Here is a 21,010-nt window from a genome sequence, read left to right on the forward strand (position 1 = left end):
GCTCGCCCCCATGCCCCCGATCCCGTTACACCTGGCAGTCGGTACCCTCACCCTGCGGCCCTGGAGCCCGGAGGACTCCGCCGGCCTGGCCGAGCTGTTCCAGGACGAGGCGATGCGCCGCTGGACGAGCGCCGCCGTGCACGACGAGGCGAGCGCGGCGCGCTGGGTGACGGCACAGCAGCGGGGCTGGGAGGCGGGAGACAGGTTCGCGTTCGCCGTGCAGGAGACGGGAGTTCCCGGCTCCGCGCCGCGGCTCGTCGGCCACGCCGTCCTCAAGTACGCGGCCAGGGGATCGGGTTGTGCCGAGGTGGGCTACTGGACCGCGGCACCCGCCCGCGGCCGGGGAGTGGCCCACCGAGCTCTGACGGCGCTGACCGACTGGGCGTTCGAGGCCTTCACCCGGGAAGGCCTGACCCGCCTGGAGCTGGTGCACCAGGCCGACAACGTGGCGTCCTGCCGCGTCGCCGAGAAGGCCGGTTTCGCACGGACCGGTGTCCTCCCGGCCGCACCGCCCGCCTTCCCCCTGGACGGACACGTGCACGAACGGCACGCGCCGACCGCCGCCTGAAACGCAACCGCGGGCCCCCCGCCGTCGTCCTCCTCCGCAAGATCAGCCGCGCGGCCCGGACGGACCGGCGGCGGAGGGGACGCGCGATGTCAGGCACGGAACCCGCGGAAGCCACAGGGTCCACGGAAGCCACTGAACCCACGGAGTCGGGCGCACCCGGATCCGCGGGCGCGGAGCACACCCGAGACCGGCCGGACGAGCGGCCCCGGAGCTGGAAGCGCCGGCTCACGTGGACCGCGCTCGCGGTCGTGCTCGTCGTCCTCGTGCCCCTGCTGACCGCCGGGACGGTGTTACGGGTCAACTTCACCGGCGACCCGGCCGACGGGACGTACACCCGGGACCGCGACGCCCTCTGGCTCGGGCACGCCTGGGTCGACGGGCGGAAGAAGGACGCCGACGTCACCGCCCTCGCCCGCCGCCTCGAGGGCACCGGGATACGCGACCTCTACGTCCACTCGGGACCCCTGAAGCACGACGGAAGCCTGCCGAAGTCCCTTTACCCGCAGGCCCGTTGGCTGATCGAGTCCGTGCACCGGGAGATACCCGGCGTCCGGGTCCAGGCCTGGCTCGGGGACATCCTCGCGCCCGAGCACCCCGAGGCGCTGCACCTGGAGCGCGCCGAGTCCCGCGCCGCGATCCTCCGGTCCACCCGGGAGATCCTGGACACCGGCTACGACGGCGTCCACTTCGACCTCGAGCCCCTGCACTCCGGGGACGCCGACTACCTCGAGCTCCTCGACGCCCTGCACGAGGAGACCGGCTCCCGCGACGTGCCGCTGTCCGTCGCCGCCCACCAGATCGACCCGCTCCCCGGCTTCCACTCCTTCTGGGGCGCGGTCACCGGCCACCCCAAGTGGTGGTCGCAGGAGTTCTTCGGGCAGGTCGCGCGCCGCGTCGACCAGATCGCCGTCATGTCGTACGACACCATGCAGCCGCTGGAGGGCACCTACGGCGGCTACGTCGCCCAGCAGACCGCGCTCGCCCTGGAGGTCACCCCGCCCGGCACCGACCTCCTCATGGGCCTGCCCTTCTTCAAGGAGAACCGGTTCGGCCACTGGGCCCACGCCGAGACCGTCCCCGCCGCCGTCCGCGGTGTCCGGCTCGGGCTGTCCCGCACCGACGCCGACCGCCCCCGCTTCGGCGTCGCCCTCTACGTGGACTTCGCGGCGACGGAGGCGGACTGGACGGCGTACCGAAAGGGCTGGGTGAACCGTCCCTGACGCACCGGGCGGATCAGGACGACGCGGACCGGCGCCGGATCTTGTCGCCGAGCCAGACGAGCGGGTCGTACTTGCGGTCGACCGCCCGTTCCTTCAGCGGGATCAGTGCGTTGTCCGTGATCCGGATGCCCTCGGGGCACACCTCCGTGCAGCACTTGGTGATGTTGCAGTAGCCGAGCCCGTGCTCGTCCTGGGCCGTGCGCCCGCGGTCCAGGCCGGCCTCCTCGGCGGCGTCCAGCGGATGCATGTCCAGCTCCGCCACCCGCATCAGGAACCGCGGACCCGCGAACGCCCGCTTGTTCTCCTCGTGGTCGCGGACCACATGGCAGACGTCCTGGCACAGGAAGCACTCGATGCACTTGCGGAACTCCTGCGGGCGGTCCACGTCCTCCTGCGTCATCCGGTACTCGCCGGGCCCGAGGCCCTTCGGCGGTACGAAGGCCGGCACCTGGCGTGCCTTCGTGTAGTTGAAGCCGACGTCGGTCACCAGGTCGCGGATCACCGGGAAGGCCCGCAGCGGGGTCACCGTGACCGTCTCGTCCCGGTCGAACACCGACATCCGGGTCATGCACAGCAGCCGGGGGCGCCCGTTGACCTCCGCCGAGCACGAGCCGCACTTGCCGGCCTTGCAGTTCCAGCGCACGGCCAGGTCGGGGGCCTGGGTGGCCTGGAGCCGGTGGACGATGTCGAGGACCACCTCGCCGTCGTTCACCTCGACGCGGAAGTCCTCCAGGCCGCCGCCCTCGACATCCCCCCGCCACACCTTGAAGCGGGCCTCATAGCTGCTCACTCGTACAGCTCCTCTTCGGCGAGGTACTTGACCAGCTCCTCCTTCTCGAAGAGGGCGAGCAGGTCGGGGCGGATGGGTTCGGTGGTCTCACGGGTCAGGGTGATCTGGCCGCGCTCCGGGGCGGTGGCCGCGGTGCCGCCGGTGGGATCGGTCATCGAGCACAGCAGATTGACGTTGCGCCAGGCGCGTTCCATCTCGGAGTGGTCCTCGCGGGTGTGCCCGCCGCGTGACTCGGTGCGCTCCCGCGCGGCCCGTGCCACACACTCGCTGACCAGCAGCATGTTCCGCAGGTCCAGGGCGAGGTGCCAGCCCGGGTTGAACTGCCGGTGCCCCTCGACCCCGGCCCGGCGCGCCCGTACCCGCAGCTCGGCGAGCTTGTGCAGGGCCTCCTCCATCTCGTGCTCCCGGCGGATGATGCCGACCAGGTCGTTCATCGTCTGCTGGAGTTCCTGGTGCAGGGTGTACGGATTCTCCGGAGCGGACGCCGGACCCCTCGCCGGTTCCCCGGCCTCGACGGAGAAGGGCCGCAGGGCCTCCGCCGCCGCGGCGTCGACCTGGGCCTCGTCCACCCGGGGCCGCTCGGCGCCCGTCCCGGCGGTGTGCGCCCCCGCGTGTTCGGCCGCGTGCCGGCCCGCCCGGCGCCCGAACACCAGCAGGTCGGACAGGGAGTTCCCGCCCAGCCGGTTGGAGCCGTGCATCCCGCCGGCCACCTCACCGGCCGCGAACAGCCCCGGCACCCCGCGCGTCGCCGCCGTGTCGGAGTCGACGGCGATGCCGCCCATCACGTAGTGGCAGGTCGGGCCGACCTCCATCGCCTCCGCCGTGATGTCGACGTCCGCCAGCTCCTTGAACTGGTGGTACATCGACGGCAGCCGGCGCTTGACGACGTCGGCGGGCATCCGGGTGGACACGTCCAGGAAGACCCCGCCGTGCGGGGAGCCACGGCCCGCCTTCACCTCGGCGTTGATCGCGCGGGCCACCTCGTCGCGGGGGAGCAGCTCGGGGGGACGCCGGTTGTGCTCCGGGTCGTCGTACCAGCGGTCGCCCTCCTCCTCGGACTCGGCGTACTTCTCCTTGAAGACGTCCGGCACGTAGTCGAACATGAACCGCTTGCCCTCGGAGTTGCGCAGCACCCCGCCGTCACCGCGCACCGACTCGGTGACCAGGATGCCCTTCACCGACGGTGGCCAGACCATGCCCGTCGGATGGAACTGCACGAACTCCATGTTGACCAGCGGGGCCCCGGCCAGCAGCGCCAGCGCGTGTCCGTCCCCGGTGTACTCCCACGAGTTCGACGTCACCTTGAACGACTTGCCGATGCCGCCCGTCGCGAGGACCACGGCGGGCGCCTCCAGCACGAAGAAACGGCCGGACTCCCGCTCGTAGCCGAAGACGCCGGAGACACGGGGTCCGTCCTTCAGCACCCGGGTGACCGTGCACTCCTGGAAGACCTTCAGCCGGGACTCGTAGTCCCCGGTCTCCCGGAAGTCCTCCTGCTGGAGCGCGACGATCTTCTGCTGGAGGGTGCGGATCAGCTCCAGGCCGGTCCGGTCGCCGACGTGGGCGAGGCGGGGGTACTCGTGGCCGCCGAAGTTCCGCTGCGAGATCCGGCCGTCCTTCGTCCGGTCGAACAGCGCACCCCAGGTCTCCAGCTCCCACACCCGCTGCGGTGCCTCCTGGGCGTGCAGCTCGGCCATCCGCCACTGGTTGAGGAACTTCCCGCCGCGCATGGTGTCGCGGAAGTGGACCTGCCAGGTGTCGTGCTCGTTGGCGTTGGCCATGGCGGCGGCGATGCCGCCCTCGGCCATCACGGTGTGCGCCTTGCCGAACAGCGACTTGCAGATCACCGCCGTACGCGCCCCCCGCTCGCGTGCCTCGATGGCGGCGCGCAGCCCGGCGCCGCCCGCACCGACCACGACGACGTCCCATTCCTGCCGGTCGACCACGGTCATCTCAAAAGGCCCCACTCATCAGAAGAAGCGCGGATCGTCGAAGACACCGGACGCGAGGAGATAGACGTAGAAGTCGGCGACCGCCACGCTCACCAGCGACGCCCAGGCGAGCTGCATGTGCCGGGCGTTCAGCCGGCTCACCCACTGCCACATCCGGTAGCGCACGGGATGCTTCGAGAAGTGCTTGAGCTTTCCGCCGACGATGTGCCGGCAGGAGTGACAGGAGATGGTGTACGCCCAGATCAGCGCGATGTTGACCAGGAAGACGAGGGTGCCGAGCCCCATATGGCCCCACGCGTAGTGCTCGTCGCGGAAGGCGAGGACGGTGTCGTAGGTCAGCACCCCGGCGACCAGGAGCGCCGCGTAGAAGAAGTACCGGTGGACGTTCTGCAGGATCAGCGGGAAGCGGGTCTCCCCGGAGTACTTCTTGTGCGGCTCGGCCACCGCGCAGGCCGGCGGGGCGGCCCAGAAGCCCCGGTAGTAGGCCTTGCGGTAGTAGTAGCAGGTCAGGCGGAAGCCGAGCGGGAAGATCAGGATGATGATCGCCGGTGAGATCCCCCACCAGTTGCCGAACAGTTCCCAGTTGGGCCCGGCGCGCATCGTCTCGCAGTTCTCCGCGAGACACGGGGAGTAGAACGGCGAGACGTACGGCGCCGCGTAGTAGTCGGCGTTCGCGAAGGCCCGCCAGGTCGAGTAGACGACGAAGGCGAGCAGACCGGCCGCGGTGGCCGCCGGGGCCAGCCACCAGCGGTCGGTCCGCAGATGCGGAGCGGCGATCGCGGCGCGGGTGCCGGTGCGCACACCGGCACGTCGGGGGTGGGGTTCGGTGGCAGGGGGTTCCGTACCAGTGGCCACTTGTCCGCTCCAGTAGGGGTCAGGGGGGCGCTGCGGGTCCGGTGGGGGTCAGGGGGCGCGGCGGTCGCGGACGCCGAGGCCCTCGTCGTCCGAGTCCACCCACAGGGAGGGGTCGTACGGCGTGTCGGAGATGGTGACGAGATCGGGCCGCTTCGGCGCGGTGGTTCCGGCCGTGGCCGTCTCCCGCAGCAGCGCGACGCTCTCCCGCAGATGGTTGGTGTCGGATCGGACGCGGCGCATCTCCAGACCGCCGCTGCCGAGCTGTTTCTCCAGGCGTCCCACCGACCGGATCAGGTCGTCGAGGCTGCGCTGGACGGATGCCAGTTCGTCGTGCACGGACATGACTTGCCCTCACTTCCCGCGGGTCCTTCAGGGTCCTTCAGGCCCAAGGCGGCAACGTTCATGCGCCTGCGAGTGTCGCGCGTCACACCTTGCGCTGTGAAGGGATGTGCACCGATTGGCCGAGGCGCAGGGGTGCATCGTGCGGTGCGCTGCGTCGTACGGGTGAGCTTCCCGCCCGTGGTCGCCGTGTCGCTCTCGGTTGCCTAACCCTTTCCTCTTCAGTGGCCGCATACATCAGATGAGCACCAAAAATACCGACAAAAGTGATCATAGCGCCCGCGGCTTCCCGGAGGTAACCAGAGATGTCCCACGACGGCGTCGTCCCGCGCGCGGTCATCCGTTCGGTCGTCTTCCTCACCGCGGGCGCTCTCGTGGTGCCCGCTCTGGCCGGATGCAGCTCCGAGGACCCGGCCGGCCGTCCCCTCGCCGCAGGGGACATCGCACGCGCCGACCGCACGGGGGTCGCCGACGGCGGCACCCTGCGCTGGGCCGTGGACACCGTCCCGGACACCCTGAACGCCTTCCAGGCGGACGCCGACGTCACCACCACCCGGGTCGCGCAGGCCGTCCTGCCGTCGATGTACCGGATGGACGACCGGGGGCGCCCGGTGCGCAACGCCGACTACCTGGAGTCCGCCGAGGTCGTCGAGACCGAGCCCAAGCAGGTCGTCCTCTACCGGCTCAACCAGCAGGCCGTCTGGAGCGACGGCCGCGAGATCGGCGCCGCCGACTTCGCCGCCCAGTGGCGTGCCCTGTCCGGCGGGGACACCGCCTACTGGACCGCCCGCAACGCCGGCTACGACCGCATCGAGAAGATCGAGCGCGGCAAGAACGACCTGGAGGTCAAGGTCACCTTCAGCCGTCCCTACGCCGACTGGAAGTCCCTGTTCACGCCGCTGTACCCGAAGGACGTCATGGGTTCCCCGGACTCCTTCAACGACGGGGCCCGCAAGAAGTTGAAGGTCACCGCCGGCCCGTTCAAGGTGAAGAAGGTGGACCGCAAGGGCAAGGAGGTCACCCTCACCCGCAATGCCCGCTGGTGGGGCGAGCCGGCCCGGCTCTCGACGATCGTGCTGCGCGCGGTGCCCCGCGGCGAACGGATCGCCGCGCTCACCGCCGGCACCCTGGACCTGGCCGAGATCGACGCCACCGGCGCCCGCCGCATCTCCGTCGCCGCCGGCCCGCGGGGCGAAAGCGCACGCGGGAGCGAGGAAGGCGGCGAGCAGAAGAGCGAGCGGGACGGGAAAGGAGGGGCCGAACGGGTGAGCACGCCCCTGGCGGGCCCCCTCGGTGCGGGCAGGTCCGCCGCCCGCGCCCTGCGCTCCTGGGCCGTCGCGAACGGCTCGGACGAGGACGCCGCCGACGAGGAGATCTCCGCCCGCGAGCGGCAGCGCAAGGCCGCCGTGACGCACGCGCGCCAGCAGAAGGCCCTCAGCGGGTTCGAGGTGCGCAAGTCGCTGGAGCCCGCCTACACCCAGCTCGCCCTCAACGGCGACGAAGGCCCGCTCGCCGACGAGCGGGTCCGCCGTGCCGTGGCCCGCGCCCTGGACCGGGAGGCCCTGGCGAAGGCGGTCCTCGAGCCGCTCGGCCTGCCCGCCGAGCCCGTCGGCAGTCACGTCGCGCTGTCCGGGCAGGCCGCCTACGCCGACGGGAGCGGCGCCCTCGGCGCCCAGGACGCCGCGGAGGCGCGCGCCCTGCTCGCGGACGCCGGCTGGGTACCGGGGGGCCCGATCGACCAGGAGAAGGACGAGAAGAAGGAGAAGGCCGAGAAGAAGGGGGACAAGAAGGACAAGGAAGGCAAGGAAGAGAAGGAAGAGAAGGAAGAGAAGGAAGAGAAGGAGGACAAGGAAGAAGAAGGCGGCGAGAAGGCGGCCGGTGCGGAGGGCAAGAAGGCCGGAACGTCCGACAAGGGCTCCAAGAGCGGGTCGAAGGGCGACGACGACACCTACGTCGTCGGCGAGGACGAGGCGAAGGACGACGACAAGAGCGGTGACGGCCGCACGACGGAGCGCCTCGCGCAGGACGACAGCGAGCACACACGGCTGTACCAGGGCGGCGCCCCCGGCGCCTACGCCCCCAAGGGCACCGCTGCCCCCGTCCAGGCGGAGAACGCCCCGCTCGCCAAGGACGGCAAGGCGCTCACGCTCGACTTCGTGCTCCCCTCCGGGCCCGGCTCACAGACCCTGGGCGTCGTGGCCGACCGGATCACGCGGATGCTGGAGCGGATCGGTATCCGCACCGACATCTCCACGGTCGACGACGAGAGCTACTTCACGGACCACATCGCTGCCGGTGAGTACGACCTCGCCCTCTACTCCTGGCCCGCGACCGCCTTTCCCGCCACCGACGCCCGCCCGGTCTACGCCAAGCCGGTCCCGGCCGCCGACGGCTCGCTGAGCGTCGGGCAGAACTACACCCGTGTCGGCACCGACCAGGTCGACCAGCTCTTCGACCAGGCCCTCACGACGCTCAACGACGCCAAACGCGCCGAGCTGCTCCGCAAGGCCGACTCCCGCATCTGGGCGGCGGCCGGTTCGATCCCCCTCTACCAGCGCCCCCAGCTCACCGCGGCCCGGAAGAACCTGGCCAACGCGGGCGCCTTCGGTTTCCGCACCCCCGTCTACGAGGACATGGGCTTCCTGAAGAAGAGCGCGCGGGGCCCGGCCGGGACACCGGCGGAGAAGACCACCGGGCCCTCGGGCTCCTCCTCGGCGCGGTAGTCCCGGCCACCGCGCCGACGTGAGGCAGATCTCGGTACTTTTCTCGCGGTCCCGGCCCCGGCGGAGCGGCCACCGCGGACGGGGCGGGCGCCGGGGACGGCTTCCCGTACTGCTGAACTGCGACGGGGCCGGCCCACGGGGTTTCCGGCGGCGCCCGCGTCGCGGGCCCCGGGCCGCCCGTGCGTGCGGGGAGCGGGAGCGACGAGGGAAAGGTCACCGGGCCCTCGATGCGGCCCCGGCGGAGGAGGCGCGAGTGTCCGGTTCCACGGGCCCGTAACATGGGGAGAGGCCGTGGCGTGTTCAGCCCGGCAGGGCCCGCGCACCACAGCCGTCTGCGCAGGGCGCTTCTCACCATTTCGGGAGTACGCCAACCCATGGCTTCGTCCATCCAGCGTCACGACATCCGCAACGTCGCCATCATCGCCCACGTCGACCACGGCAAGACCACCATCGTCGACGGCATGCTCAAGCAGGCAGGTGCCTTCGCCGCCCACCAGCTCGACCAGGTCGACGAGCGCATGATGGACTCCGGCGACCTGGAACGTGAGAAGGGCATCACGATCCTCGCCAAGAACACGGCGGTGAAGTACCACCCCAAGGACGGCGGGGACCCGATCACGATCAACATCATCGACACCCCCGGCCACGCCGACTTCGGTGGCGAGGTCGAGCGCGCCCTGTCGATGGTCGACGGCGTCGTGCTGCTCGTCGACTCCTCCGAGGGCCCGCTGCCGCAGACCCGCTTCGTGCTGCGCAAGGCGCTCCAGGCGCGGCTGCCGATCATCCTGTGCATCAACAAGACGGACCGGCCGGACTCCCGTATCGACGAGGTCGTCAACGAGGCCTACGACCTGTTCCTCGACCTGGACGCCGACGAGGAGCAGATCGAGTTCCCGATCGTCTACGCCTGCGGCCGGGACGGCATCGCCTCCCTGACCAAGCCGGCGGACGGCACGGTCCCGACCGACTCCGACTCCCTGGAGCCGTTCTTCTCCACCATCCTGCAGCACGTCCCGGCCCCCACCTACGAGGAGGGCGCCCCGCTCCAGGCTCATGTCACCAACCTCGACGCCGACAACTTCCTCGGCCGGATCGCCCTGCTCCGCGTCCACCAGGGCGAGCTGAAGAAGGGCCAGACGGTCGCCTGGATGAAGCGCGACGGGTCCGTGCAGAACGTGCGGATCTCCGAGCTGATGATGACCGAGGCGCTCACCCGCAAGCCCGCCGAGAAGGCCGGCCCCGGTGACATCTGCGCGGTCGCCGGCATCCCGGACATCATGATCGGTGAGACCCTGGCCGACCCGGAGAACCCGGTTCCGCTGCCGCTGATCATGGTGGACGAGCCCGCGATCTCCATGACCATCGGCACCAACACCTCGCCGCTGGTCGGCCGCGGCGGCACCGGCAAGGGCGCCGACGCGAAGGCGGCCGTGAAGGACCGCAAGGTCACCGCCCGCCAGGTCAAGGACCGCCTGGACCGCGAGCTGATCGGCAACGTCTCGCTGCGCGTTCTGGACACCGGCCGTCCCGATGCCTGGGAGGTGCAGGGCCGCGGCGAACTGGCGCTGGCGATCCTGGTCGAGCAGATGCGCCGTGAGGGCTTCGAGCTCACCATCGGCAAGCCGCAGGTGGTCACCCGGGAGATCGACGGCAAGGTGCACGAGCCCGTCGAGCGGATGACGATCGACGTGCCCGAGGAGCACATGGGCGCGGTCACGCAGCTCATGGGCGTCCGCAAGGGTCGCATGGACAACATGTCGAACCACGGCTCCGGCTGGGTGCGCCTGGAGTTCGTGGTGCCCTCGCGCGGACTGATCGGCTTCCGTACCGAGTTCCTCACCCAGACCCGGGGCACCGGTATCGCGCACTCCATCCACGAGGGCCACGAGCCCTGGTTCGGGCCGCTCACGACCCGTAACAACGGCTCCCTGGTCGCCGACCGCGCCGGCGCGGTCACCGCGTTCGCGATGACCAACCTGCAGGAGCGCGGTGTGCTGTTCACCGAGCCCGGCACCGAGGTGTACGAGGGCATGATCGTCGGCGAGAACTCCCGCGCCGACGACATGGACGTCAACATCACCAAGGAGAAGAAGCTCACCAACATGCGGTCGTCCTCGGCCGATTCGTTCGAGGCGATCGTCCCGCCGCGCAAGCTGTCGCTGGAGCAGTCGCTGGAGTTCTGCCGGGACGACGAGTGCGTCGAGGTGACCCCGGAGTCCGTCCGCATCCGCAAGGTGAACCTGGACGGCCGTGAGCGCGCCCGCGCCGCGAGCCGCGCCAAGCACGGCTGACCCGCCCCGGCCGCACACCGCACGTGCAAGAACGGCGCCGGGCACTCCTACTACAGGGGTGCCCGGCGCCGTTCTCGTACGGGCCGGAATCGCACACCGGAATCTCGGAAGAGAAGGGTAGGGATAACCCTCGATCTGGCTGGGAAACGTCCCTGAACTGGCCGACTCCCACTACCCTGCTCTGGAGGCGGACCGGTGCGACGGCCCACGCGCCCGGTCATGTCCGAGGAAAAGCGAAAGCCGCGCCTCGTCGGCCAACGGCCTTGCCGGCCAAGCGTGTTGAGCGCACGGCAGCCCTGAAGGGCAGCCTGCACGGCGGCCACGCTACCCGCAACGGGTTTTCCTCACCCTGGTGTCCGGTATGCGGACACGCATCCCCGATAGATGTGTAACAAGTCCGTTTCGCAGGGATCTTTCACCAAACCCTTTGTCCGGATTTTGGAAGATGTAGGCATCAGCTGTGATCGAACCGAGACCTCGTGGGTGTGGTTCGGTCCTGGCGCATGGCAGATAGTTAGGCGCGTAGAGCTCGGATGAACGGGTCGCGCGCTGACGGCGCCGGCTTACGAGCGCGGGGGCACCTGACGATCTCCGACACCGGCGACGGGCGGTTGGCGGTGAGATGTCGTGTGCTCCTCTTTGCGGTGAACCAATGGACTCATGAGGAGGAACCCATGCGCGGTGCCAAGAGCGCCAAGTGGGTCGCGGGTGCGATAGTCGTCGCGCTGGCTGCTACTGCCTGCGGCGGCGGCGACGGCGGCGGCGACGAGGGGAAGGGCAAGGGTTCCGGCCCTGCGGGATACGTCTCGATCGACGTCGGCGAACCGCAGAAGCCGCTGATCCCGGCCGACACCAACGAGTCCAACGGCTCGTACGTCATCCAGGCCCTGTTCACCCAGCTCCTGGACTTCGACGCCAAGGGCGAGATCGTCTACACGAACGCCGAGTCGGTCACCACCGAGGACTCGAAGACGTGGACGGTCAAGCTCAAGAAGGGCTGGAAGTTCCACAACGGCGAAGAGGTCACCTCCAAGTCGTACATCGACGCCTGGAACTGGTACGCCAACATCAAGAACAACCAGCAGAACTCCTTCTGGTTCCAGGACATCAAGGGCTACGACGACGTCCACCCGGAGAAGGGTGACCCGAAGGCCGAGACCATGTCCGGTCTGAAGGCCGTGGACGACCACACCTTCACCATCGAGCTGAAGTACACGATGCCGTACTTCAACTACAAGCTCGGCTACACCACGTGGGCCCCGCTGCCCAAGGTCTTCCACGACGACCCGAAGGCCTTCGGCCAGAAGCCGGTCGGCAACGGTCCCTACACGTTCGAGAAGTGGGACCACAAGAAGCTCATCCAGGTCAAGGCCTGGGACGACTACCAGGGCCCGAACAAGGCGAAGAACAAGGGCGTCCAGTTCAAGGCCTACACGACGCTCGAGGCCGCCTACAAGGACGTCGTCTCCGGCAACCTGGACATGATCCGCCAGGTCGGCCCGACGGACCTGCCGAAGTACAAGTCGGACCTCGGTGACGGCGCCATCGAGCAGCCGTACGCGGCCATCCAGACGCTGACCCCGGCGTTCTACTCCAAGACCTTCAAGGACATCGACCCGAAGGTCCTGCAGGGCCTGTCGATGGCGATCGACCGTGAGACGATCACCAAGACGGTTCTGAACAACACCCGCACGCCGGCCGAGTCCTTCACCCCGCCCGGTGTCAAGGGCAACCAGAACCTGGACACCGACGTGTTCACGTACAACCCGGAGAAGGCCAAGAAGCTCGTCAAGGAGGGCGGCGGCGTTCCGGGCAACAAGTTCACCGTCCAGTACAACACCGACGGTGGGCACAAGGAGTGGGTGACCGCGGTCTGCGAGTCCATCCGCAACGCCACCGGTGTCGACTGCGTCGGCGACCCCAAGCCGGACTTCGCCACGGACCTCGAGGCCCGTGACAACGACCAGGTGAAGGGCATGTACCGCGGTGGCTGGGTCGCCGACTACCCGGTCAACGCCAACTTCATGAAGGAGCTCTACCACACCACTGCCGAGGCCAACAACGGTCGCTTCTCCAACAAGGAGATCGACAAGCTGATGAACGAGGCCGACAAGGCCGATTCCCTCGAAGAGTCGGTGAAGGCCTTCCAGGAGGTCGAGAAGAAGCTGGTCGACCACATGCCGGCCATCCCGCTCTGGTACTACCGCATCAACGGCGGCCACGGTAAGAACGTCGACAACGTCAACGTCGACTTCCACGGTGACCTCGAAGTGTGGGCCGTCACCACCAAGTAAGAGGATCCTCGAGGATCTTCCCACTCGGCCGTAAGCCCGCCGCCGCTCAGGCGGCGGTGGGAGGTGCGTGGGGCCGTCTCGTCATCAGGAGGCGGCCCCCCACCTGCGTTAACCCCTCACGGAGGCACCTATGGGGCGCTATGTCGCACGACGACTGCTCCAGATGATCCCGGTCTTCATCGGGTCAACTCTGCTCATCTTCTGCATGATGTACGCCCTGCCCGGCGACCCCGTCCGGGCGATGATGGGGGATCAGGCGTACGACCCTGCAGTGGTCGCGAGCATCAAGAAGGACCTCGGCCTCGATCAGCCGCTGCTGCAGCAGTACGTGAACTACATGACCGGGCTGGTCCAGGGCGACTTCGGCACCCAGATCGCCAGTCAGCGGCCCATCAGCGACGTCATCGCCGACGCGTTCCCGGTGACGATCAGGCTGACGATCTTCGCCTTCACCTTCGTCACGCTCGTGGGCATCGGCCTCGGCGTCGTCGCCGGCCTGCGCCCCGACACGCTGCGGGACCGCGGACTGCTGACGCTGACCCTGTTCCTCGTCTCCATGCCGTCCTTCGTGCTGGGCTTCCTGCTGCAGTACCTGCTCGCGTTCAAGTGGTCCGTCACCACACCCACGGTGACCGACTCGACGAACTTCTCCCAACTCGCGCTTCCCGCCATCGTGCTGGCGTCGCTCTCCCTCGCCTACGTGGCCCGGCTGACCCGCACGTCGATCGCGGAGAACCTGCGTTCCGACTACATGCGCACCGCCATCGCCAAGGGGCTGCCGCGCCGTCGTGTCATCGGTGTCCACCTGCTGCGCAACTCGCTGATCCCCGTGGTCACCTTCCTCGGCATCGAGATCGGCAGCCTGATGACCGGCGCCATCGTGACCGAGGGCATCTTCAACGTGCGGGGCATCGGTGTCGAGATCTACGAGGCGCTCAGCCGACGTGAGGGCGCCACGGTCGTGGGCATCGCCTCGCTGATGGTGCTCATCTACCTCGCCGCCAGCTTGATCGTCGACCTGCTTTACGCGGTCCTGGACCCGAGGATCCGGTATGCCTGACAAGACCATCGAGAAGAAGGTCGACGCCCTTCCCGGGGACGCCGCGAGCACCGCGGCCGTCGTCGTCACCGACTCCGGCCCGGCCCCCGGCAAGGCGCGCAGCCTCTGGTCCGACGCCTGGCACGACCTGCGGCGCAACCCGCTGTTCCTGGTCTCGACCGTGCTGATCGTGTTCCTGCTGGTGATGGCGATCTGGCCGGGACTGTTCACCAGCGCCTCGCCGCGCGACGCCGACCTGGCCAAGCACTACCTGGGCAAGCCGAACTGGGGTCATTTCTTCGCTCCGGACTGGTTCGGCTACGACGTGCAGGGCCGTTCGATCTACGCCCGTGTCGTCTACGGCGCCCGCGCCTCGATCACCGTCGGTGTGGGAGTCACCCTCGCCGTCACCGTTCTCGGCACGGTCATCGGCATGATCGCCGGCTACTTCGGCGGCTGGACCGACACCCTGCTCTCGCGGCTGACCGACATCTTCCTCGGCATCCCGTTCCTGCTCGGCGCCCTGGTGGTGCTCAACTCCTTCGACGACCGCACCGTCCTGGTCGTCATCCTGGCCCTCGCCTTCCTCGGCTGGACCCAGATCGCCCGTGTCGCCCGCGGCGCCGTGATCACCATCAAGCAGGCGGACTACGTGGTGGCAGCCAAGGCGCTCGGTGCCTCGACGTCCCGGATCATGTTCCGGCACATCCTGCCCAACGCGGTCGCGCCCATCATCGTCGTGGCGACCATCGCGCTCGGCGGCTACATCGCGGCCGAGGCCACCCTGTCCTTCCTGGGCGTGGGCCTCGGTGACACGGCCGTGTCCTGGGGCGGCGACGTGGCGCGTGGACGTGAGCAGCTCCGTATCGCCCCCCACACTCTGATCGTCCCGTCGGTGATGGTCTCGATCACGGTGCTCTCGTTCCTGATGTTCGGCGATGCGGTACGCAACGCCCTCGACCCCAAGCTGCGCTGAGGGAGGCGTACGTGACCATCATCGATGAAACGGCCGGGAGCCCCGCGCCGGACGGCGCCCGGGACGACGGCGGCCCGCTGCTCGAAGTCCGCGACCTGCACGTGGAGTTCCACACCCGCGACGGGGTCGCCAAGGCCGTCAACGGCGTCAACTACTCCGTCGCCGCGGGCGAGACGCTCGCCGTGCTCGGCGAGTCCGGCTCGGGCAAGTCCGTCACCGCCCAGGCCATCATGGGCATCCTCGACATGCCTCCCGGCCGCATCCCCAAGGGGGAGATCCTCTTCCGCGGCCAGGACATGCTGCGGATGTCCAACGAGGAGCGCCGGAAGATCCGCGGCAACAAGATCGCGATGATCTTCCAGGACGCGCTGTCCTCGCTGAACCCGGTGCTCTCCGTGGGCTACCAGCTCGGCGAGATGTTCCGCGTCCACCAGGGCCTGTCCAAGAAGGAAGCCAAGGCCAAGTCGATCGAGTTGATGGACCGGGTGAAGATCCCGGCCGCCGCGGCCCGGGTCAACGACTACCCGCACCAGTTCTCGGGCGGTATGCGCCAGCGCATCATGATCGCGATGGCGCTCGCCCTGGAGCCGGACCTGATCATCGCCGACGAGCCCACCACGGCCCTCGACGTGACCGTCCAGGCCCAGGTCATGGACCTGCTCGCGGAGCTGCAGCGCGAGTACCACATGGGCCTGATCCTGATCACCCACGACCTCGGCGTCGTCGCCGATGTCGCGGACAAGATCGCGGTGATGTACGCGGGGCGGATCGTGGAGACCGCACCCGTGCACGAGCTGTACAAGCGGCCTGCGCACCCCTACACCAAGGGCCTGCTCGACTCGATCCCGCGCCTGGACCAGAAGGGCCAGGAGCTGTACGCGATCAAGGGGCTGCCGCCCAACCTGACGCGGATCCCGTCCGGCTGCGCCTTCAACCCGCGGTGCCCGCAGGCACAGGACATCTGCCGTACGGACATCCCGCCGTTGTTCCCCGTCACCGAGCGGGACGGTGGCGAGCTGGCCGGCCGCGGCAGCGCGTGCCACTTCTGGAAGGAGACGATCCATGGCTGAGCTGGAGAAGACGGACGAGGCCGTGGACGCCACCCCCAACGTCACCGAGGTCGAGACGGTCGACGCCGCGACCGAGGCCGAGGTGGTGGCCGCGCTCGACGCGCCCGTCGACCGTGGTGAGCCGATCCTCCAGGTGCGCAACCTGGTGAAGCACTTCCCGCTGACCCAGGGCATCCTGTTCAAGCGTCAGGTCGGCGCGGTCAAGGCTGTGGACGGAATCTCCTTCGACCTCTACCAGGGCGAGACGCTCGGCATCGTGGGCGAGTCCGGCTGCGGCAAGTCCACGGTCGCCAAGCTTCTGATGATGCTGGAGAAGGCGACCGCGGGCGAGGTCTTCTACAAGGGCCAGGACATCACCAAACTGTCCGGGCGCGCGCTGAAGGCGGTCCGGCGGAACATCCAGATGGTGTTCCAGGACCCGTACACCTCGCTCAACCCCCGGATGACGGTGGGCGACATCATCGGGGAGACCTTCGAGATTCACTCCGAGGTGGCGCCGAAGGGCGACCGCCGCCGCCGGGTCCAGGAACTCCTGGACGTGGTCGGTCTCAACCCCGAGTACATCAACCGTTACCCGCACCAGTTCTCGGGCGGTCAGCGCCAGCGCATCGGCATCGCCCGCGGCCTGGCCCTCAACCCCGAGATCATCATCTGCGACGAGCCGGTCTCCGCGCTGGACGTGTCCGTCCAGGCGCAGGTCATCAACCTGATGGAGAAGCTGCAGGACGAGTTCAACCTCTCCTACCTCTTCATCGCGCACGACCTGTCCATCGTCCGGCACATCTCCGACCGCGTCGGAGTGATGTACCTCGGCAAGATGGCCGAGATCGGCACCGACACCCAGATCTACGACCACCCGACGCACCCCTACACCCAGGCGCTGCTGTCGGCGGTTCCGGTGCCGGACCCGGCGGCCCGCGAGGGCCGTGAGCGGATCATCCTCACCGGTGACGTGCCGTCCCCGGCCAACCCGCCGTCGGGCTGCCGCTTCCGCACCCGCTGCTGGAAGGCGCAGGACAAGTGCGCCGAGGAGGTCCCGCTGCTGGCGGTCCCCGAGCGCTTCAAGGCATCGGACACCCCGGCGGCCCACGAGTCGGCCTGCCACTTCGCCGAGGAGAAGGACGTCGTCCACGCGGCCTGACGTCCTTGCTCGACCGCCTGCCCGGAACCCGGCACCCGTTCACAGGGGTGCCGGGTTCCGGCGTCTTCGGACCCGCCCCCTCTGTACGGAGAACCGCTCATACGTACATACGGCTGGAGTTCCGTCCGCGCAGGTGTCGCACGTACGCGTGATGCTCCTTTTGCGTTGATATGTGTCTGACGGATCAGTGCACCACCGCGTACGTACGAGGAGGCACTCCATGCGCGGAGCCACGCACGCCGGACGGGCCGTGTGCGCGGTGGCGGCAGCCCTCGCGGCGACGGCCTGCGGAGGGGGCGGGGGCAGCGGTGGTGACACGGGAGCGGTGCTGAGCGCCTCCTGGGGCGACCCGCAGAACCCGCTGGAGCCGTCCAACACCAACGAGGTGCAGGGCGGCAAGGTCCTCGACATGATCTTCCGGGGGCTCAAGCGCTACGACCCGGAGACCGGCAAGGCCCAGGACATGCTCGCCGAGAAGATCGAGACCCCGGACTCGCGGAACTTCACCGTCACCGTCAAGGACGGCTGGACCTTCAGCAACGGCGAGAAGATCACCGCGAAGTCCTTCGTCGACGCCTGGAACTACGGCGCCGGTCTGAGGAACAACCAGCGCAACGCCTACTTCTTCGGCTACATCGAGGGCTACGACAAGGTCCACCCCGAGGCGGGCGAGCAGAGCGCCGACACCCTCTCCGGCCTGAAGGTCGTCGACGACAGGACCTTCACCGTCAAGCTCACCCAGAAGTTCTCCACCTTCCCCGACACCCTCGGCTACGCCGCCTTCGCCCCGCTGCCCCGGGCCTTCTTCGACGACCACGCGGCCTGGGTCGCCAAGCCGGTCGGCAACGGCCCGTACCTGGTCGACTCGTACGCCAAGGGCTCGCAGATGTCCCTGCGCAAGTGGGACGGCTACCCCGGCGACGACAAGGCCCGGAACGGCGGCGTCGACCTCAAGGTCTACACCGACAACAACACCGCCTACACCGACCTCATCGCCGGCAACCTCGACCTGGTCGACGACGTCCCCGCCGCCCAGTTGAAGAACGTCAGGAACGACCTCGGCGACCGCTACCTCAACACCCCCGCCGGCATCATCCAGACCCTCGCCTTCCCGTTCTACGACGACGCCTGGAACACGTCCGGCTCGGAGAAGGTCCGCAAGGGCCTGTCCATGGCGATCAACCGCGACCAGATCACCGACACCATCTTCGCCAGGACCCGCACCCCCGCCACCGACTGGACCTCCCCGGTCCTCGGCAAGGACGGCGGCCACCAGGCCGGCCTGTGCGGGGACGCCTGCGAGTACCACCCCGACCAGGCCAAGAAGCTCATCCAGGAGGGCGGCGGCCTGCCCGGCGGCCGCTTCACCATCACGTACAACGCGGACACCGGCTCCCACAAGGACTGGGTCGACGCCGTCTGCAACTCCATCAACAACGCGCTCGGCAACGAACGCGCCTGCACCGGCAACCCGGTCGGCACCTTCGCCGACTTCCGCAACCAGATCACCCAGCAGAAGATGAACGGCCCGTTCCGGGCCGGGTGGCAGATGGACTACCCGCTCATCCAGAACTTCCTCCAGCCGCTCTACTACACCGACGCCTCCTCCAACGACGGCAAGTGGTCCGACAGGGAGTTCGACGGCCTCGTCGACCAGGCCAACGGCGAGACCGACAACGCCAAGGCCGTCGGCCTGTTCCAGCAGGCCGAGGGGGTCGTCCGCGACAACATGGCCGCCATCCCGCTCTGGTACCAGAACGGCAGCGCGGGCTGGTCGGAGAGGCTGTCCGACGTGAAGCTCAATCCCTTCAGCGTCCCCGTGTACGACCAGATCAAGGTGAGCTGACCCGCCATGGGACGCTACGTCGTCCGGCGCCTGCTCCAGATGATCCCGGTGTTCTTCGGGGCCACGCTGCTGATCTTCCTCATGGTGAACGTGATGGGCGACCCCATCGCCGGACTCTGCGGCGAACGGCGCTGCGACCCGGCGACGGCCGCCCAGCTGAAGAAGGAGTTCGGCCTCGACAAGCCCGTCTGGCAGCAGTACCTGACCTACATGGGGAACGTCTTCACCGGCGACTTCGGTACGGCGTTCAACGGCCAGCAGGTCACCGAGCTGATGGCGACCGCGTTCCCCGTCACCATCTGCCTCACGATCGTCGCGATCCTCTTCGAGATCGTCATCGGCATCGCCCTCGGCGTGGTCACCGGACTGCGCCGGGGGCGCCCCGTCGACACCGGCGTCCTGCTGCTCACCCTCGTCGTCATCTCCGTTCCCACCTTCGTCACCGGTCTGCTGCTCCAGTTGCTGCTGGGGGTGAAGTGGGGCTGGATCAGGCCGTCGGTCTCCTCCGCGGCACCCCTCGACGAACTGATCCTGCCCGGCCTGGTGCTGGCCTCCGTCTCCCTCGCCTACGTCACCCGGCTGACCCGTACCTCCATCGCCGAGAACCGGCGTTCCGACTACGTCCGCACCGCCGTCGCCAAGGGCCTGCCCCGGCACCGGGTGATCACCCGGCACCTGCTGCGCAACTCCCTCATCCCCGTGGTCACCTTCATCGGGGCCGACATCGGCTTCCTCATGGGCGGTGCGATCGTCACCGAGCGGATCTTCAACATCCACGGCGTCGGCTACCAGATCTACCAGGGCATCCTGCGGCAGAACACCCAGACCGTCGTCGGCTTCGTCACCGTGCTCGTGCTGGTGTTCCTGGTCGCCAACCTCGTCGTCGACCTCCTCTACGCCGTACTCGACCCGAGGATCCGCTATGCCTGAGCAGCACTACGAACCCGATCGCGCCATCGCGGGGGCCGGCATGGGCGGCAGCATGGACCTGGGCGTCGACGAGGCGGAGACACTCGAGCGCACCCCGGGCGGCCCGCAGGGCACGGGCCCGCAGGGCAAGCCGCGTTCCCTGTGGTCCGACGCCTGGCGCGACCTGCGCCGCAACCCCGTCTTCATCGTCTCGGCCCTGATCATCCTCTTCCTGGTCGTCATCTCCCTGTGGCCCTCGCTGATCGCCTCCGGCAGCCCCCTCACGTGCGACCTCGCCAAGGCCCAGGAGGGCTCGCAGCCCGGCCACCCCTTCGGCTTCAACGGCCAGGGCTGCGACGTCTACACCCGCACCGTCTACGGCGCCCGCACGTCCGTCGCGGTCGGTGTCCTCGCCACGCTCGGCGTCGCGGTCCTCGGCAGCGTCCTCGGCGCGCTGGCCGGCTTCTTCGGCGGAGTGGGGGACTCGATCCTGTCCCGCATCACGGACGTCTTCTTCGCCATCCCCGTCGTCCTCGGCGGACTGGTGCTGCTGTCCGTCACCACCAGCAACACCGTCTGGCCGGTCATCGGCTTCATCGTGCTGCTCGGCTGGCCGCAGCTGTCCCGGATCGCCCGCGGCTCGGTCATCACCGCCAAGCAGAACGACTACGTCCAGGCCGCGCGGGCGCTCGGCGCCTCCAACTCCCGCCTGGTGCTGCGGCACATCGCGCCCAACGCGGTCGCCCCGGTCATCGTCGTGGCGACCATCGCGCTCGGCACGTACATCTCGCTGGAGGCGACCCTGTCCTACCTCGGCGTCGGCCTGAAGCCGCCGAGCGTCTCCTGGGGAATCGACATCTCCGCCGCCTCCCCCTACGTCCGCAACGCCCCGCACGCACTGCTGTGGCCCTCCGGCGCCCTGGCGATCACCGTCCTGGCGTTCATCATGCTCGGCGACGCGGTGCGCGACGCCCTCGACCCGAAGCTGAGGTGAGTC

General features: G+C 69.0%; 16 protein-coding genes. 12 read left to right on the forward strand and 4 right to left on the reverse strand.

The features are described 5' to 3' along the window. Nucleotides 1–10: 10 nt before the first annotated feature. On the forward strand, nucleotides 11–568 hold the full coding sequence (locus DIZ27_RS03750) for a GNAT family N-acetyltransferase (protein ID WP_109376821.1): 558 nt from the start codon (nucleotides 11–13) through the stop codon (nucleotides 566–568). An 86-nt stretch (nucleotides 569–654) separates the two neighbouring features. Continuing rightward, the gene (locus DIZ27_RS03755) at nucleotides 655–1,788 is read left to right on the forward strand and encodes a glycoside hydrolase family 18 protein (RefSeq protein ID WP_258308220.1); all 1,134 of its coding nucleotides are present in this window, start codon (nucleotides 655–657) and stop codon (nucleotides 1,786–1,788) included. A gap of 13 nt (nucleotides 1,789–1,801) precedes the next feature. Here the strand turns inward: DIZ27_RS03755 and DIZ27_RS03760 are convergent, their stop codons facing one another. Genes DIZ27_RS03760 through DIZ27_RS03775 form a run of 4 tightly spaced genes read right to left on the reverse strand, consistent with a single transcriptional unit; the run spans nucleotide 1,802 to nucleotide 5,727 of the window. Beyond that, nucleotides 1,802–2,578, reverse strand: coding sequence for a succinate dehydrogenase/fumarate reductase iron-sulfur subunit (locus tag DIZ27_RS03760; RefSeq protein ID WP_109376822.1), 777 nt, complete (start codon nucleotides 2,576–2,578; stop codon nucleotides 1,802–1,804). Then, nucleotides 2,575–4,530, reverse strand: a complete 1,956-nt coding sequence (locus DIZ27_RS03765) for a fumarate reductase/succinate dehydrogenase flavoprotein subunit (RefSeq protein WP_109376823.1) — start codon at nucleotides 4,528–4,530, stop codon at nucleotides 2,575–2,577. Before DIZ27_RS03765 ends, DIZ27_RS03760 begins: the two co-directional genes overlap by 4 nt. 18 nt (nucleotides 4,531–4,548) lie before the next feature. Continuing rightward, nucleotides 4,549–5,385, reverse strand: coding sequence for a hypothetical protein (locus DIZ27_RS03770; RefSeq protein ID WP_109376824.1), 837 nt, complete (start codon nucleotides 5,383–5,385; stop codon nucleotides 4,549–4,551). A 48-nt stretch (nucleotides 5,386–5,433) separates the two neighbouring features. After that, a complete protein-coding gene (locus tag DIZ27_RS03775; protein WP_109376825.1) occupies nucleotides 5,434–5,727 on the reverse strand; it encodes a hypothetical protein in 294 nt (97 codons plus the stop codon). A 302-nt stretch (nucleotides 5,728–6,029) separates the two neighbouring features. On the opposite strand from DIZ27_RS03775, the gene DIZ27_RS03780 reads away from it, so the two are divergent. The 10 genes from DIZ27_RS03780 (at nucleotide 6,030) to DIZ27_RS03825 (ending at nucleotide 21,007) form a co-directional block, all read left to right on the forward strand. Continuing rightward, the gene (locus DIZ27_RS03780) at nucleotides 6,030–8,447 is read left to right on the forward strand and encodes an ABC transporter family substrate-binding protein (RefSeq protein ID WP_109376826.1); all 2,418 of its coding nucleotides are present in this window, start codon (nucleotides 6,030–6,032) and stop codon (nucleotides 8,445–8,447) included. Between the two features lie 374 nt (nucleotides 8,448–8,821). Continuing rightward, nucleotides 8,822–10,738 carry a translational GTPase TypA gene (gene typA, locus DIZ27_RS03785; protein ID WP_109376827.1) on the forward strand — a complete coding sequence of 639 codons (1,917 nt, stop codon included), beginning with the start codon at nucleotides 8,822–8,824 and terminating at the stop codon, nucleotides 10,736–10,738. A 674-nt stretch (nucleotides 10,739–11,412) separates the two neighbouring features. Further along, nucleotides 11,413–13,032, forward strand: coding sequence for an ABC transporter substrate-binding protein (locus DIZ27_RS03790; protein WP_109376828.1), 1,620 nt, complete (start codon nucleotides 11,413–11,415; stop codon nucleotides 13,030–13,032). Between the two features lie 130 nt (nucleotides 13,033–13,162). Continuing rightward, nucleotides 13,163–14,092, forward strand: a complete 930-nt coding sequence (locus DIZ27_RS03795; protein WP_109376829.1) for an ABC transporter permease — start codon at nucleotides 13,163–13,165, stop codon at nucleotides 14,090–14,092. Then, nucleotides 14,085–15,047, forward strand: a complete 963-nt coding sequence (locus DIZ27_RS03800; RefSeq protein WP_109376830.1) for an ABC transporter permease — start codon at nucleotides 14,085–14,087, stop codon at nucleotides 15,045–15,047. The genes DIZ27_RS03795 and DIZ27_RS03800 overlap by 8 nt, the downstream gene beginning before the upstream one ends. An 11-nt stretch (nucleotides 15,048–15,058) precedes the next feature. Further along, nucleotides 15,059–16,117 (forward strand): ABC transporter ATP-binding protein, encoded by a 1,059-nt coding sequence (locus DIZ27_RS03805; protein WP_109376831.1) that lies wholly within the window; start codon nucleotides 15,059–15,061, stop codon nucleotides 16,115–16,117. Next, on the forward strand, nucleotides 16,110–17,258 hold the full coding sequence (locus tag DIZ27_RS03810) for an ABC transporter ATP-binding protein (protein WP_109376832.1): 1,149 nt from the start codon (nucleotides 16,110–16,112) through the stop codon (nucleotides 17,256–17,258). The genes DIZ27_RS03805 and DIZ27_RS03810 overlap by 8 nt, the downstream gene beginning before the upstream one ends. 220 nt (nucleotides 17,259–17,478) lie before the next feature. After that, on the forward strand, nucleotides 17,479–19,104 hold the full coding sequence (locus tag DIZ27_RS03815) for an ABC transporter substrate-binding protein (RefSeq protein WP_109376833.1): 1,626 nt from the start codon (nucleotides 17,479–17,481) through the stop codon (nucleotides 19,102–19,104). Between the two features lie 6 nt (nucleotides 19,105–19,110). Then, nucleotides 19,111–20,034 carry an ABC transporter permease gene (locus tag DIZ27_RS03820; RefSeq protein WP_109376834.1) on the forward strand — a complete coding sequence of 308 codons (924 nt, stop codon included), beginning with the start codon at nucleotides 19,111–19,113 and terminating at the stop codon, nucleotides 20,032–20,034. Then, entirely contained in the window at nucleotides 20,027–21,007 is a 981-nt protein-coding gene (locus DIZ27_RS03825; RefSeq protein ID WP_109376835.1) for an ABC transporter permease, read from the forward strand. The genes DIZ27_RS03820 and DIZ27_RS03825 overlap by 8 nt, the downstream gene beginning before the upstream one ends. Nucleotides 21,008–21,010 lie beyond the last annotated feature (3 nt).

Origin of the sequence: Streptomyces sp. NWU339 (genome assembly GCF_003143855.1) — a bacterium.
GTDB lineage: Bacteria > Actinomycetota > Actinomycetes > Streptomycetales > Streptomycetaceae > Streptomyces.